This is a genomic window from Microbacterium sp. HJ5 (assembly GCF_054824025.1).
Window position 1 is genome coordinate 15,306 of the sequence record NZ_JSYE01000007.1, and the last position, 15,184, is coordinate 30,489.

The 15,184-nt window shown below is 70.9% G+C and carries 11 protein-coding genes; 7 read left to right on the forward strand and 4 right to left on the reverse strand.

Annotated features, from left to right (window positions below):
* Positions 1-42 precede the first annotated feature (42 nt).
* Positions 43-1,401 (reverse strand): 4-aminobutyrate--2-oxoglutarate transaminase, encoded by a 1,359-nt coding sequence (gene gabT, locus OB08_RS03030; protein ID WP_461471976.1) that lies wholly within the window; start codon positions 1,399-1,401, stop codon positions 43-45.
* Between the two features lie 94 nt (positions 1,402-1,495).
* On the opposite strand from gabT, the gene OB08_RS03035 reads away from it, so the two are divergent.
* The 6 genes from OB08_RS03035 (at position 1,496) to OB08_RS03060 (ending at position 9,253) form a co-directional block, all read left to right on the forward strand.
* A complete protein-coding gene (locus tag OB08_RS03035) occupies positions 1,496-3,028 on the forward strand; it encodes a PucR family transcriptional regulator (protein WP_461471978.1) in 1,533 nt (510 codons plus the stop codon).
* Positions 3,029-3,166: 138 nt separating this feature from the next.
* Complete coding sequence (locus tag OB08_RS03040) at positions 3,167-4,558, forward strand: NAD(P)/FAD-dependent oxidoreductase (protein ID WP_461471980.1); 1,392 nt, start codon at positions 3,167-3,169, stop codon at positions 4,556-4,558.
* A gap of 279 nt (positions 4,559-4,837) precedes the next feature.
* Positions 4,838-6,139 carry a sugar ABC transporter substrate-binding protein gene (locus OB08_RS03045; protein WP_461471982.1) on the forward strand — a complete coding sequence of 434 codons (1,302 nt, stop codon included), beginning with the start codon at positions 4,838-4,840 and terminating at the stop codon, positions 6,137-6,139.
* 7 nt (positions 6,140-6,146) lie between these two features.
* A complete protein-coding gene (locus tag OB08_RS03050; protein ID WP_461471984.1) occupies positions 6,147-7,082 on the forward strand; it encodes a carbohydrate ABC transporter permease in 936 nt (311 codons plus the stop codon).
* Between the two features lie 172 nt (positions 7,083-7,254).
* Positions 7,255-8,040, forward strand: a complete 786-nt coding sequence (locus OB08_RS03055; RefSeq protein WP_461472084.1) for a carbohydrate ABC transporter permease — start codon at positions 7,255-7,257, stop codon at positions 8,038-8,040.
* Between the two features lie 55 nt (positions 8,041-8,095).
* Positions 8,096-9,253: a glycoside hydrolase family 1 protein gene (locus tag OB08_RS03060; protein ID WP_461471986.1), complete on the forward strand. Its 1,158-nt coding sequence runs from the start codon at positions 8,096-8,098 to the stop codon at positions 9,251-9,253.
* A gap of 163 nt (positions 9,254-9,416) precedes the next feature.
* On the opposite strand, the gene OB08_RS03065 is transcribed toward OB08_RS03060, so the two are convergent.
* The 3 genes from OB08_RS03065 to OB08_RS03075 all read right to left on the reverse strand — a co-directional run bounded on the left by OB08_RS03065 (position 9,417) and on the right by OB08_RS03075 (position 13,249).
* Complete coding sequence (locus OB08_RS03065; protein WP_461471988.1) at positions 9,417-10,097, reverse strand: TetR/AcrR family transcriptional regulator; 681 nt, start codon at positions 10,095-10,097, stop codon at positions 9,417-9,419.
* Complete coding sequence (locus OB08_RS03070) at positions 10,094-11,641, reverse strand: glucoamylase family protein (protein ID WP_461471990.1); 1,548 nt, start codon at positions 11,639-11,641, stop codon at positions 10,094-10,096. Before OB08_RS03070 ends, OB08_RS03065 begins: the two co-directional genes overlap by 4 nt.
* A 129-nt stretch (positions 11,642-11,770) precedes the next feature.
* Positions 11,771-13,249: a helix-turn-helix domain-containing protein gene (locus OB08_RS03075; protein WP_461471991.1), complete on the reverse strand. Its 1,479-nt coding sequence runs from the start codon at positions 13,247-13,249 to the stop codon at positions 11,771-11,773.
* 201 nt (positions 13,250-13,450) lie between these two features.
* On the opposite strand from OB08_RS03075, the gene aceB reads away from it, so the two are divergent.
* Entirely contained in the window at positions 13,451-15,115 is a 1,665-nt protein-coding gene (gene aceB, locus OB08_RS03080) for a malate synthase A (RefSeq protein ID WP_461471993.1), read from the forward strand.
* The last annotated feature ends 69 nt before the right edge of the window (positions 15,116-15,184 follow it).

The window sequence follows — 15,184 nt, forward strand, 5'->3', positions numbered from 1 at the left end:
GACACGGTGGGGCGAGCCGGGCGGCCTCGGGGCTTGGCGGGATCAGTGGGCCGCGAGCGCGGTGGCGACGACGTCGAGGCCCTCGTGGAGCAGGTCGTCAGTGATGGACAGCGGCGGAAGGAAGCGGATCACGTTCCCGTAGGTGCCGCACGTGAGCACGATGACGCCCTCGGCGATGCAGGCCTTCGCGACGGCAGCCGTGAGCGCGGCATCCGGCTCGCCGGTCTCGGCGTCGACGAACTCCGCCGCGATCATCGCGCCGTGGCCCCGCACGTCGCCGACCCGCGGGTCGGCGGCCTGGAGCGCGTTGAGCCGGTCCTTGAGCACGACCTCGATCGCGCGCGCACGCTCGATCATGCCGTCGTTCTCGAAGACGTCGATCGCCGCGAGAGCCGCGGCGCAGGCGATGGGGTTGCCGCCATAGGTGCCGCCGAGCCCGCCGGCGTGCGAGGCGTCCATGATCTCGGCGCGACCCGTCACGGCCGCCAAGGGCAGGCCCCCCGCGATGCCCTTGGCGGTCGTGATGAGGTCCGGCACGATGCCGAACACGTCGCTCGCGAACATCTCCCCCGTGCGGGCGAACCCGGTCTGGATCTCGTCGGCGATGAACACCACGCCGTTCGCTCGACACCAGTCGACGATCGCGGGCAGGAAGCCGTCGGCCGGGACGATGAACCCGCCCTCGCCCTGGATCGGCTCGATGATGACCGCGGCGAGATTGTCGGCGCCGACCTGCTTCTCGATGATCGAGATCGCCTTCTTCGCGGCATCCGCTCCGGTCAGTCCGTCGCGGAACGGGTACGACAGCGGCGCGCGGTAGACCTCCGACGCGAAGGGGCCGAAGCCGCTCTTGTAGGGCATCGACTTGGCGGTGAGCGCCATCGTGAGGTTGGTGCGGCCGTGGTAGCCGTGGTCGAAGGCGACGACGGCCTGCTTGCCGGTGAACTTGCGGGCGATCTTCACGGCGTTCTCGACGGCCTCGGCGCCGGAGTTGAACAGTGCGCTCTTCTTGTCGTGGTCGCCCGGCGTGATGCGGTTGAGGGCTTCGGCGACGCCGACGTACGACTCGTACGGCGCGATCATGAAACAGGTGTGGGTGAACTGCGCGACCTGCTCCTGCACGGCAGTGACGACCTTCGGGTGCGCGTTGCCGATGGTGGTGACGGCGATGCCGGACCCGAGGTCGATGAGCGAGTTGCCGTCGGCGTCGACGATGACTCCGCCGCCCGCGGCGACGGCGTGCACCGGGGCGGTGTGACCCACTCCTGCGGCGACGGCGGAGGCCTTGCGGTCGATCAGCTCCTTCGAGCGCGGACCGGGGATGCTGGTGACCAGGCGCCGCTCCTGCGGCAGGGACGGACCGCCCAGGGGCGTGGTGGCAACGGTGTCGACAGCGCTCATGGACGCGAGCGTAAGCGGTCTCGGAGAACGCCCGCACCCTCCTCGCTGTACATTCTCCCTAGGCCGCTGTACAGGTGGTACACCCCGGAGGACCATGAACGCTCCCGTCGACACCCCGACCCTGCGCGCCCTGCTGACCCGCGGCGACCTTCGCCTGTCGCTCGCCGACGACGAGGGTCTCGACCCCGCGGCGCTCGACCGCGCGGTGCGGTGGGTGCACAGCTCGGACCTCGCCGACCCCACCCCGTTCCTGTCGGAGGGTCTCGTGCTGCTGACGACGGGCACGCAGTTCGAAGGCGAGCCCGACGCCGCCGCGTACCGCGCCTACGTCCACCGCCTCGCCGCACGCGGCGTCGTGGGGCTGGGCTTCGGCACCGAGGTGGTGCGCGCCGGGCTGCCGCCGGCGCTCGCCGCGGCATGCCGGGAAAAGCGGATGCCGCTGTTCGAGGTGCCCTACCGGACGCCGTTCATCGCCGTGGCCCGTGCGAACGCCGAGGCGATCGCCGCCCAGACGTACGCGCGGCGAAGCTGGGCGCTGGCGGCGCAGCGTGCCATCGCCCTCGCCGCGCTGCGCCCCGACGGGCTGGGCGCGACCGTCGCGGAGCTCGCGCGCCAGCTCGACACGTGGGTGGGCATGTTCGACGCGGCCGGCGAGCTGTCGCGCGAGCATCCGCTCGACGGGCTCGACGCGGAGACGGCGGAGGCGCTGCGCCGCGAGGTCACCGGGGTGCTCAACCGCGGAGCGCGAGCCGGGTCGTCGCTGCGCCTCGGCGACACGCCCTTCAGTCTGCAGACGCTCGGACGCGGCGGGCATCTTCGCGGAGTGATCGCGATCGCGGCGGGCGACCTCGACCAGGAGGGGCGCGGCGTGGTGACCGCCGTCATCGCCATGGCCGGCCTCGCGCTCGAGCAGCAGCAGGGCCTCAGCCGTGCGCGCGGTGCGCTGCGCGCGGGGCTCGTGCAGACGCTGCTCTCCGACGACCCCGCCCTGGCGCGGCGCATCGCGCGGGAGCTGTGGGGTCCGCTGCCCGCGGCGCCGATCGAGGTGGCGGTGACGGATGCCGCGGCCTCGCGCACCGACGCGGTGGCCGAGCTGCTCGAGCTCCGCGTCGACGAGCGGCGCGGCTCGCTGTTCTTCGGTCGCGGGGACGACGGTCTCGTCGTGGTGGTGCCCGCCGGCGAGCGCGCCGCGCTCGACGAGGTCGCCGAGCGCTTCGGCCTGCGCATCGGGGTGTCCGAGCCCACCGGCTACGACGGCTTCGCGGTCGCCGTGGGCCAGGCGACCGTGGCGCGCGACCGCGGCGCGGGCCCGGTCACGCCGTTCGCCGAGGTGGCGCGGTCGGGCGTGCTGTCGGCGCTCGGCGAGGAGGCGCGCGCGCTCGCCCGCGCGGAGCTCGCGCCGCTCATGGCGCACGACGCCGACGAGGGCACGCGGCTCGTCGAGACGCTGCAGGCGTGGCTCGACCAGGACTGCTCGCACGAGGCATCCGCTCGCGCCCTCGGCGTGCACCGCCACACGGTGCGCACGCGCCTGGCGCTCGTCGAGCGCGTGCTCGGCCGCGACCTGTCGTCGTTCGCGACGCGCGCGGAGCTGTGGGCCGCGCTGCGCGCGCTCGACCCGGCCTGACCCGGCGGCCCGGCGCGTCCGTCATCGTGCACATCTCCGTCTTCCTGTACGCCCGTCCGGGCGGACCTGCCGGTGCGACGGCCGGTTCGGGACAGATCGCCCGGCCGCCTGCGCGCCGCCCCGCGCCAGGATGGACGCATGAGCGACGCGCGCGTGCCCAACGGAGACGTCTCGTGGTGGTGGCGGCAGCTCGGCGGCACGCCGGCCCCGCGACCTGGGCTCGACGGCCACCTCGACGTCGACGTGGCGATCGTCGGCGGCGGCTACACCGGGCTGTGGACCGCCTACTACCTGAAGACCCTGCAGCCCGACCTGCGGGTGGCCGTCCTCGAGCAGCGCTTCGCCGGCTTCGGCGCGTCGGGTCGCAACGGCGGCTGGCTGACGAACACGATCACCGGAGGCCGCGCGCGGTACGCGGCATCCCACGGTCGTGAGCCCGCCGTCGCGCAGCAGCGCGCCCTCAACGACACGGTCGACGAGGTCATCGCCGTCGCCGCGCGCGAGGGCATCGACGCCGACATCGTCAAGGGCGGCGAGTTCGGCGTCGCGCGCACGCCGTCGCAGCTCGCGCGGCTGCGCGCCGCGGTGGCCGACGAGCGTTCGTGGCCCCACACCGATGTCGAGGAGCTGGATGCCGCGGCCGCGGCATCCCGGATCGCGGTCGACGGCGTATTGGGCGGGGTGTGGCATCCGCACTGCGCGCGCGTGCATCCGGCGAAGCTCGTCGCGGGGCTCGCGGTCGCCGTCGAACGCCTCGGCGTGACGATCCACGAGCAGACGCGCGTGACCGAGATCGCGCCCGGACGCGCCGTGACCGAGCGCGGAACGGTGCGCGCGGCGCACGTGCTGCGCGCGACGGAGGGGTTCACGGCCGACCTGAAGGGCGAGCATCGCACCTGGCTGCCGATGAACTCGTCGATGATCGTGACCGACCCCCTCCCCGCGGAGGCGTGGGCGTCGATCGGGTGGGACGGCCGCGAGACGCTCGGCGACTTCGCCCACGTCTACATGTACGCCCAGCGCACGGCCGACGACCGCATCGCGTTCGGCGGTCGCGGCGTGCCGTACCGCTATGCCTCGCATGTCGACACGGACGGCTCGACCCAGGAGCGCACGATCGCGTCGCTCACCCGGCTGCTGCGCGACTTCTTCCCCGATGCCGCGTCGGTGCCGATCGCGCACGCGTGGGCCGGTGTGCTCGGCGTGCCGCGGGACTGGGCGGCAGCCGTCGTCCATGACCGCGCCACCGGCCTCGGCTGGGCGGGGGGCTACGTCGGCACCGGCGTCACCGCGACGAACCTCGCCGGCCGCACGCTCGCCGACCTCGTGCTGGGGCGCGACACCGACCTCACGCGGCTGCCCTGGGTCGGGCACCGCGCCCGGAACTGGGAGCCGGAGCCCCTGCGCTGGCTGGCCGTGAACGCGATCTACGCGGCCTACCGCACGGCGGACCGCCTCGAGGCCTCCGGGTCCGGCGAGGGCACGGCGTGGCCCGCGCACGTCGCCGACGTGGTGGCGGGCCGGCACTGACGGCTCGCTTCCCGCGGCTCGCGACGCTTCGCTCGGCAGCGGCGAACGGCTGCGCGTCGCGCCTCGGCTAGCACGACGTCGCGTCGCGCGCCAGGTAGTTCGCCACGCGAGCTATCCCGGGGCATCCTGCCTCTCGATGAGGCGTTTCTCATTCGCTAATACCTTTCATGTGTCAGGTTTTTGGCGTACAGTCGGACCGCGGCGCTCCCCCAGCGCCGGAATCACAGCCGAGGCAGGGCCGCCGCGGAGGCGGCGACGACCGATGGAGGCGTCAGACCGATGACCAGAACATTCACACGCAGAACCTCACGCTGGGCGGCCGCAGGAGCGGTCACACTCGTCGGCGCGCTCGTGCTCGCGGGCTGCGGGCGCAGCGACGCGCCCACGGGCGGTGGCGAAGGCGGTGGCGGAGACGCCATCGACGACTCCCCCGCGACCGGCACCGTCGAGGTGTGGGCGATGGGCAACGAGGGCGAGGTGCTCGACGAGCTCGCCGCGCAGTTCGAGGAGGAGAACCCCGACGTCACCATCGAGGTGACAGCGGTGCCGTGGGAGAGCGCCCACGACCGCATCGCGACGTCGATCGCGGGCGGCGAGACGCCGGATGTCACGATGCTCGGCACGACGTGGGTCGGCGAGTTCGCCGCCACCGGCGCGTTCGAGCCGACTCCCGAAGGGCTCGTCGACGAGTCCTCGTTCTTCGAGGGCTCATGGCAGACCGCGGTCGTCGACGAGGTCGCCTACGGCGTGCCGTGGTACGTCGACACGCGCGTGCTCTACTACCGCACCGACCTCGCCGAGCAGGCGGGCCTCGAGCCGCCCGCGACGTGGGAGGAGTACACCGCGTTCACGAAGGGCCTGCAGGAGGCGGGCGCCGAGTGGGGCGTCTCGCTCCCGCCCGGCGGCTTCGACTCGTGGCAGTACGTCACCCCGCTCGCCTGGCAGCAGGGCGGTGACATCCTCAACGAGGACGGCACCGAGTTCACCTTCGACACCCCCGAGTGGGAAGAGGCCTTCGCGTTCTACACGAGCTTCTTCGAGGACGGCATCGCCGAGCCCCGGCGCATGGAGGGCGGCGAGATCGAGCAGGCCTTCATCGGCGGTGAGGTCGGCGCGTTCTACAGCGGCCCGTACCACGTGAGCCTCCTGCTCGACCAGGGCGGCGAGGAGTTCGCCGACCAGTTCGGCGTCGCTATGGTGCCCGGCGCCGACAGCCGCACGAGCTTCACCGGCGGCGGGAACCTCGCGGTCTTCGAGGACACCGAGAATCGCGACGCGTCGTGGAAGTTCGTGCGCTGGCTGAGCCAGCCCGAGACGCAGCTCTCGTGGTACGAGATCTCCACGGACCTGCCCAGCGTGCAGTCCGCGTGGGACGACCCGACGTTCGCCGACGACCCGTACCTCAGCGTGTTCGGCGAGCAGCTGCAGGACTCGAAGGCGCCCCCGGCGATCCCGACATGGGCTCAGGTGTCGGCCGTCATCGACCAGGAGCTCGAGAAGGCGACGCGTGGCGAGACCACGCCGGCCGACGCGATCGCCACGATCCAGCAGCAGGCCACGTCGATCGGCACGGGCCAGTAGGCATCCGATGACCTCTCTTGCCCAGGCGGCTCTGCCGCGGCGCCCCGCACCTCGTGCGAAGGCGTCGCGGCGGGAACGCCGCATGACGCGCACCGCGTGGCTGTTCGCCGCGCCGTTCGTGATCCTGTTCGTCGTGTTCATGGCCGGCCCGATCGTGGGCTCCCTCGCCATGAGCTTCACCGACATGACCACGCGCGACCTGCAGACGCCGTTCCAGGTGAACTTCATCGGCTTCGACAACTATGCGCGGCTGTTCCAGGACCCGCGCTTCCTGCGGTCGCTCCTCAACACCTTCACGTTCGTCGTGGTCGCCGTGCCCCTCACGATCGCGCTCGCCCTCGCCGTGGCGCTCGCCCTCGACAAGGGCATCCGCCGCTTCCGCACCGTGTACCGCGTCGGCTATTACGCGCCCGTGGTGACCAGCATCGTCGCCATCGCGATCGTGTGGCGCTTCATCCTGCAGCCCGACGGACTGCTCAACGGGTTCCTCGCGATCTTCGGCATCCAGGGACCGGACTGGCTGCAGTCCACCACGTGGGCACTGCCGTCGCTCATCATGATGGCCGTCTGGCGCAACATCGGAACCCTCATGGTGATCTTCCTCGCCGCGCTCCAGGGAGTGCCGCGCGAGCACCACGAGGCGGCCATGGTCGACGGGGCGAATGCGTGGCAGCGCTTCTGGCACATCACCATCCCGGCGATGCGCCCCGCCATCCTGTTCGCGACGGTCATCACCGGCATCGGCTTCCTGCAGTTCTTCGAGGAGCCGTACGTCATGACCCAGGGCGGCCCGCTCGACGCGACGCTGTCGACGGCGATGTACACCTACGACCAGTTCGGGTTCGGCAACTACGCGTACGCGTCGGCGGCGAGCTACGTGCTGTTCCTCGCGATCGTCGCGCTGTCGCTCGTGCAGTTCCGCCTCATCGGAAGGAAGGACTGACGTGATCCCCACGCCCTCCGCGTCCACCGCGGACGAGCCGCGCGACCTCCCCGGTCGCCTGGGCCCCGTCCCCGCCGCGTCGTCGGTCACCGACACCGACGCCGTCGGCCCCGAGTCGCACCCCGCAGGTCGCCGCCGCCGGGGCGAGCCCACCCGATGGTGGCTCTATGTCATCCTCACGCTCGGCCTGATCGCGATGATCATGCCGTTCGTGTGGATGATCCTCGGCTCGTTCAAGACGGATGCCGAGATCCGCAGCAACCCGACGGGCTTCCTGCCGCAGAACCCGACCGTCGAGAACTACGAGACGTTGTTCGGACGCCTCGACTTCACGACGTTCTTCATCAACAGCGTCGTCGTGGCGGTGTTCGTGACGCTCGGCAACATCGTGTTCTGCTCGATGATCGGCTATGCCCTGGCGAAGCTGCAGTTCCGTGGGAAGAAGCTGCTCTTCGCAGTGGTGATCGGCACCCTCATGGTGCCCGGCGTCGTCACCTTCGTGCCGCTGTTCGTGCTCATCGCCAACATGGGCCTGGTCAACTCCTACCCGGGGCTGATCCTGCCGTTCCTGATCTCGCCGCTCGGCGTCTTCCTCATGCGTCAGTTCATGCTGAGCCTGCCCGACGAGCTGATCGAGGCGGCGCGCATCGACGGCGCGAGCGAGTGGCGCATCTTCCTGCGCGTCATCATGCCGATGTGCGGCCCGGCGATCGCGACGCTCACGATCCTCTCGTTCCTTTCGAGCTGGAACAACTTCCTGTGGCCGCTGGTCGTCGCCACGAAGGAGGACATGTACACCCTCCCCGTCGCGCTCGCCCTGTACTCGGTGAGCCAGAACGCCGCCCGGTACGGGCTCATGATGGCCGGCGCCGTCGTGGTCGTCGTGCCGATCCTGATCGTGTTCGTCTTCCTGCAGCGCTACTTCGTGCAGGGCATCGCGCTGACCGGCATCAAGTGACAGCGAGCGGATGCCGCGCGGCATCCGCTCATCGAAACGAAAGGACGATCTGCCTATGCAGTTCCCCGAAGGCTTCCTGTGGGGCGCGTCGACCGCGGCGCACCAGATCGAGGGCGGCAACGTCAACTCCGACTGGTGGCAGCGCGAGTGGGGGCACCTGCCCGGGGCGCCGGTCGAGACGCCGTCCGGCGACGCGGCCGACAGCTACCACCGCTACCCCGAGGACATGGCGCTGCTCGCCGGCGCGGGCCTGGGCACCTACCGGTTCAGCATCGAGTGGGCGCGCATCGAGCCCGAGGACGGCTGGGTGTCGCGCGCGGCGATCGACCACTACCGCCGCATGGTCGACACGGCGCGGTCGCTCGGCCTCGAGCCGATGATCACGCTGCACCACTTCACGAATCCGGTCTGGTTCGCGCGCGAGGGCGGATGGCACGCGGATGCCGCGGCCGACCGCTTCGCTCGCTACGTCGAGGCCGCGCTGCCCGTGGTCGACGGCCTCGACCTGGTGTGCACGATCAACGAGCCGAACATGGTGTCGGTGCTGGCCGATCCCGAGGTGGGCTTCCCGTCGATCGGGCTCCCCCCGGGCGTGCCCGCGGTGACGGACCGCCTGATCGACGCGCACAAGCGGGCCGTCGAGCTCGTCCGCGGGGCGGGCGGGCGGGCCGGCTGGTCGGTGGCGACGCAGGCGTACCAGCCGGAGCGAGGGGCCGAGGACGTCGCGGCCGACTACGGGCGGTCGCGCGAGGACGTCTTCCTCGACGCCGCGCGCGGCGACGACTGGGTCGGCGTGCAGGCCTACACACGCACCAAGATCGGCGCCGACGGCCCGCTCCCGATCCCCGACGACGCCGAGCGCACGCTCACCGGCTGGGAGTACTTCCCGCCCGCCGTCGGCGACGGCATCCGCAACGCGTGGGCGCGCGCCGGCGTACCGGTCTACGTCACCGAGAACGGCATGGCGACGGCCGACGATGCGCGACGCATCGACTACACGCGCGGGGCGCTCGAGGCCGTCCACGGCTGCATCGCCGACGGTGTCGACGTGCGCGGGTACCTCCACTGGAGCCTGCTCGACAACTACGAGTGGGGCAGCTTCCGGCCGACGTTCGGCCTCATCGCGTGGGACCCCGAGACCTTCGAGCGCCGGCCGAAGCCGAGCCTCGGGTGGCTGGGCGAGGTCGCACGGGCGAACGCGCTGCCTGCCTGACCCCGACGCGCGGCGCGAGGACGTGTCGCGGGACGAGGGCGGATCGTGCCGATCCGCCCTCGTCCCGCGTTTCGTCCTCGACTCCCGGGGCCCGGTGCGCGACGCGCGAGAGCGACGGATGCCTCGACCCGCGCGACCTCTCGACGGCCGGGGTTCGAGCGGGTCAGACCTCGCGCGGCAGCAGGTAGCCGCGGACGAACTCCGCGAAGAGGGCGTTCATGTCGACGCTGTCGTCGAGGAGCCACTGCTGCTGGATGCCGTCCATGACGGCGCTGATCAGCCGTGCGGCGAGCGCGGGATCGATGTCGGAGCGCACCTCCCCGTCGGCCTGCGCCGCAACCAGCAGCGGCGTCGCACCCTCGGCTCCCTCGCGATAGCGGCGCGCGAACTCCTCGTGCGCCGGATGCTCCGAGTCCGTCGCCTCGGCCGAGACGGTGGCGTACAGCGAGGTGAGGCCGCGCGACTCCTGGTTGTAGGCGACGACCTTCGTCGCCTGCTGGATGAGCGTGTGCTCGGCGGGGTCCCCCGCGGCGGCGCGGATCTTCTCGTCGCGCTGGCGGAGCACCTCGGTGAACAGCTCCTCCTTGTTCGCGAAGTGGTGCATGAGCCCCGTGGGCGTGAGCCCGACGCGCTTGGCGATCTCGCGCAGCGATCCGCTGTGGAAACCGCTGCGCCCGAAGACCACGAGGGCCTCGTCGACGATCGCCTGGCGGCGGGCCTGCCCCTTCGGGTAGCTTCCGCGCGGGGCGCGCGGAGCGCTCGGCGCGCGCGGAGCGCGCGCGCCGCTGACCGGAGCACCCGATGCGGGTGCTCCGGTCGCGGTCTCGGCGGCTTCTTCGCTCACTCGCGCGCTTTCTCCTCGGAGCTGAAGACCTGCGCCGCCATGGCGGGCCGCAGGCGCTTCTCCATCTCCTTGTCGACGAAGTAACGCTTCAGCGTATCGCCGGTGAGCTCGTTGCCGATCGCGGCCATGATCATCGACTGGTCGAGCGACAGGTAGCGCTCGGCGACGGTGCCGCTGCCGACGGCCACCGCGTCGTAGAAGCCGCCGGCGCCGTAGGCTCCCAGATCGGCCTCGAGGTGCGCGAGATTCTCGAGCACGCCCTTGCGGTCGTACGGCAGCGCGAGGAACGCGGCGTGAGGCGTCACGACGCCGTCACCGAACTCGGGATCCGGGTTCGTGCCCTCGGTGCAGCCGGGTCGGTCGATGTCGACGTCGGTCTTCTCGACGTCGGAGGTGTAGCCGTCCGAGCGCATCCCCGCGAGGTCGACGCCGTATTCGGCGTAGCCGCCGAGCGGGTTGCTCGCCGGCGAGAAGCCCCACGCGCCGTAGTCCGCGTCGACGAGGCCGTGGTGCTTCTGCACCGCAACGGTGATGGGGTGGTTGATGCGCCACGACCGCGCGCCCCACTGCGTCTCGGGCACGAGCAGGTCGGGCATGAGCGCCTCGAACATGCTGCCGCCCCAGCTGGGCACAAAGCTCATTCCGGCGTAGGTGTAGACGCCCTCCCACACCTCGAAGCCGTCGTATGTGCGGTACTGCCCGGTCGGCAGCTGCTCCTGCCAGGCCCAGTCGCAGCCGGGGGGCATCGTGCGGTGCGTGCCGTACAGCGCCGTCGCCGGGATCTCGCCGTTGGCGATGCCGAGGTAGGTCGCGATTCGGCTCTCGCTCACGGTCGTGTCGTAGTGGTGGCAGGTGTAGAACGCCGTCTCGCCCGATCCGTTGTACATGGGCGCCTCGACGCTGCAGCCGGGAGGCGCGACCTCCCAGAAGCCGCCGCGGTTCGTGCCTGCCGGCAGTCCGGGAGCGCCCTCGGGATTGAAGTACGCCGAGAAGTCCATCGAGTCGTACAGCGCGTCCGCCTGCGCGGCGAGCGCCGGGTCCGCTTCGCGGACGATGCGGAGGGATGCCGCGAGCCAGCCGTTGTCGACCGTGCTGAGGAACGGGTGCACGGGGTCGCCCGAGTCGGGCCACGTGGTGAGCTTGGCGCCCGTCGCCGGGTCGTACCAGTTGTAGTACATGCCGCTCGCGTCGTTGCGCTCGAGGACCTCGAGGGTGTCGAGCGTGGTCGCCATGCGCTCGTGCGCCTCGGCGTCGTCGATGATCCCGAGGTCGCGAGCGGTGACCGTGGACCACAGGTAGCCGCCGATGTTCGTCGGCGAGGTGTAGGCGCCGACGGTCTCGAGGTCTCCCGTGACGTTGTCGGACGGCAGCCCCGTGGCCTCATCGGTCATGGCGTCGATCGACGTCCACGTGTCCTGCGCGTAGCGGTACAGGGTGTCGCTGCCCGGTTTGCCGTTCGCCTCGGCGGCGGTCGCCGGCGCCGCCGTCACCAGTCCGGTGGCGAGCAGTCCCGCCACGGTCGCTGTGCTGAGCCATCGCTTCATTCGCGCTCTCCTCGTCGAAAGCGGCTCCGTCGGGCGGAACCGTCGGTCCGGAAAACCTAACACCCGACAGGTATTGGCGGAACCCCGGCATCCGCTCTCTCACCGCTCTCTCACGAGAGGCACCGGGGCTCAGCGCGGGGCGTGGGCCTCGAGGAATTCGTAGACGTCCGTCGTGTCGACGCCGGGGAACGCCCCGGTCGGCAGCGTGGCGAGGAGCGTGCGCGGGGTGCGGACGTTCGGCCAGGAGTTCTCGCGCCAGGATGCCTCGAGCTCGGCCGGCGCGCGTCGGCAGCACGCTTCGACGGAGTGGGTCGAGACGCCGCGGTTCGGGGTGTCGCGTCCGAGGAACCACTTCGTGTCGTCGAACCGCACACCGACCGAAACCGAGTGCGCGCCCTCGCTGGACTGCTCGACGCGCGCCGTGCACCAGTAGGTGCCGTTGCCGGTGTCGGTGTACTGGTAGTACGGGTTGAAGTGGTCGTCGATCTCGAAGACGGTGCGCGAGGTCCACTTGCGGCAGCACATCTGCCCCTCGATCGACCCGAGGCGGTCGGTCGGGAAGTTGACGTCGTCGTTCTCGTACGCCTTCGTGATCGTGCCGGACTCGTGCACCTTGAGGAAGTGCACCGGGATGCCCAGGTGCACGGTGGCCAGGTTCGTGAACCGATGCGCAGCCGTCTCGTACGACACCGAATAGGCGTCGCGGAGGTCTTCGATCGAGATCGCGCGGTCCTTCTTCGCCTCCTGCAGGAACGGGACGACGTGCTGCTCGGGCATGAGCAGCGCGCCCGTCAGGTAGTTCGTCTCGACGCGCTGGCGCAGGAAGGCGGCGTACGACGTCGGCTCGCGGTGACCGAGGATGCGGCTCGAGAGCGCCTGCAGCACGGCGGTGCGCGGGTCGCCCTTCGCGGTGAGCCTGCTCGACAGGTAGAGCCGGCCGTTCTTGATGTCGGCGACGCTCCGCGTCGTCTGGGGCAGGTCGGGGACGTAGTGGAGGGTGAACCCGAGGTGCGCGGCGATGTCGGACGCGGTGCGCTGCGTGAGCGGACCGCCGGGGTGGTCGACGGCGTCGAGCACCGCGCGCGCGTGCTCCTCGAGGTCGACGAAGTAGTTGTTCTGCGTGCGCATGAGGCGGCGCAGCGCCACGTTCGCGCGGCGGGCCTCCTCCGGTGTCGCCGCGCGCTCGTCGCGCAGCCGCTCGATCTCACCCTGGAGCGCGAGCATCGCCTTGAGCGCTTCGCTCGGCACGGTCTTGCCGATGCGGAACGGCGGGATGCCGAGCGCCTGGAACGTCTGCCCGCGCATCGCCCGCTCGAGCGAGATCTCGAGCGTCGCCCGCTCGTCGAGCGGCTCGGACTCGAGGATCGCCTCAAGCGACGAGCCGAGCGCCCGCGCGATCGCCTGCAGCAGCGTGAGCTTCGGTTCGCGTCGGCCGTTCTCGATCATCGAGAGCTGGCTGGGCGCGCGGTCGACCGCCGCCGCGAGCTCTTCGAGCGTCATGCCGCGGTCGGTGCGCAGCTGCCGGATGCGCCGGCCGATCGTGAGGGAGTCCACCTCTTCATGGTCGGCGACTTCCGCGAGCGGATCACGGGTGGAGGACGTCGTCATGGCCCGATTCTGTCACGAAAGCAGAAATATGTGGAAAATTTACACCTGAATCGGTCGGGGACAGGCCCGAACTTCACCCCAGAGTGGTCTCACGACGCAACTCCGATCGACCCAGAACGTGGATCACCGGATGCCTCCTCCCGGCGCACACGCCGGACCGGGGCATCCCACCCGCAGCACTCGACACAGGAAGGCAGGGACATGACACCTGCGACCGCCACCCCGATGCGCACGCGCACCGGCCCCATCCCCACCCCGACCCACGAGCCCCGCGTCGAGATCGCCGGGCGTCTCGGCCCCCGGTACGACGAGATCCTCACGCCCGAAGCGATCGCGTTCCTCACCGAACTGCACCACCGCTTCGGCGCTCGACGTCACGACCGTCTCGCAGACCGCCTGCGCCGCCGGTTCGAGATCGGCAACGGTCACGACCCCCAGTTCCGTGACGACACCCGGCATATCCGCGAGGACGCCGACTGGCGAGTGGCCGGCGCCGGCCCGGGACTCCACGACCGCCGCGTCGAGATCACCGGGCCCACCGATCCGAAGATGACGATCAACGCCCTCAACTCAGGCGCCAAGGTGTGGCTGGCCGACCAGGAGGACGCCACCAGCCCCACGTGGAGGAACGTCATCGAGGGCCAGCTGAGCCTGCGCGACGCGATCCGCGGCGAGCTGTCGTTCACCAGCCCGGAGGGGAAGCGCTACGAGGTCACGGCGACCGAGACACCGACGATCGTGATGCGCCCTCGCGGGTGGCACCTGCCCGAGCAGCACGTCTCGTTCACCGACCGCACCGGTCGCACGATGGCCGCGTCGGGATCGCTCGTCGACTTCGGGCTGTACTTCTTCCACAACGCGAAGCAGCTGATCGCCAACGGCCGCGGCCCGTACTTCTACATCGCCAAGCTCGAGTCGAGCGAAGAGGCGAAGCTGTGGGACGACGTCTTCACCTTCAGTGAGCAGTACATCGGCATCGCTCACGGCACGATCCGTGCGACCGTGCTGATCGAGACGCTGCCGGCCGCGTTCGAGATGGAGGAGATCCTCTTCGAGCTGCGCGACCACTGCGCGGGCCTCAACGCCGGCCGCTGGGACTACATCTTCTCGATCATCAAGAACTACCGCGGCCGCGGCGCCCGCTTCGTGCTCCCCGACCGCAGCGAGGTCACGATGACCGTGCCGTTCATGCGCTCGTACACCGAGCTGCTCGTGAAGACGTGCCACAGCCGCGGAGCCTTCGCGATCGGCGGCATGAGCGCGTTCATCCCGAACCGTCGCGACCCCGAGGTGACCGAGCGCGCGTTCGAGAAGGTCGCCGCCGACAAGAAGCGCGAGGCCGGCGACGGCTTCGACGGCACGTGGGTGGCGCACCCCGACCTGATCCCCGTCGCGCGCGCCGAGTTCGACGCGGTGCTCGGCGACCGGCCGAACCAGCTGGACCGTCAGCGTCCCGAGGTCGAGGTGCAGGCCGCCGACCTGATCGACGTGCACATCGGGCGTCCGGTCACGGCGGCGGGCGTGCACGGCAACGTGTCGGTGGCGATCCGCTACATCGAGGCGTGGCTGCGGGGCCTCGGCGCCGTCGCGATCGACAACCTCATGGAGGACGCCGCGACCGCCGAGATCAGCCGCTCGCAGGTGTGGCAGTGGATCCACCAGGACCAGGCCACCGAAGACGGCACGCGGATCACCCGCGAGTACATCGAGGACCTCATCGCCCGGGTGCTGGGCGAGGTGGAACGGCGGGAGGGCGACCGCTTCGACGACGCGGCGGAGGTCTTCCGCGACGTCGCCCTCGGTCAGGAGTTCCCCGCCTTCCTGACCCTCCCCGCCTACTCGCGCTTCCTGACGGAGACCGACTGACGAGGCATCCCTCATCGATGTCCCGATTTCCACCGCAAGCGGCCCGCTGAACGGTGGAGATCGGGACAT

Coding starts and splice junctions, on each gene's coding strand:
- gabT (WP_461471976.1), bottom strand. CDS start 1,401: ATGAGCGCTGTCGACACCGTTGCCACCACGCCCCTGGGCGGTCCGTCC.
- OB08_RS03035 (WP_461471978.1), top strand. CDS start 1,496: ATGAACGCTCCCGTCGACACCCCGACCCTGCGCGCCCTGCTGACCCGC.
- OB08_RS03040 (WP_461471980.1), top strand. CDS start 3,167: ATGAGCGACGCGCGCGTGCCCAACGGAGACGTCTCGTGGTGGTGGCGG.
- OB08_RS03045 (WP_461471982.1), top strand. CDS start 4,838: ATGACCAGAACATTCACACGCAGAACCTCACGCTGGGCGGCCGCAGGA.
- OB08_RS03050 (WP_461471984.1), top strand. CDS start 6,147: ATGACCTCTCTTGCCCAGGCGGCTCTGCCGCGGCGCCCCGCACCTCGT.
- OB08_RS03060 (WP_461471986.1), top strand. CDS start 8,096: ATGCAGTTCCCCGAAGGCTTCCTGTGGGGCGCGTCGACCGCGGCGCAC.
- OB08_RS03070 (WP_461471990.1), bottom strand. CDS start 11,641: ATGAAGCGATGGCTCAGCACAGCGACCGTGGCGGGACTGCTCGCCACC.
- OB08_RS03075 (WP_461471991.1), bottom strand. CDS start 13,249: ATGACGACGTCCTCCACCCGTGATCCGCTCGCGGAAGTCGCCGACCAT.
- aceB (WP_461471993.1), top strand. CDS start 13,451: ATGACACCTGCGACCGCCACCCCGATGCGCACGCGCACCGGCCCCATC.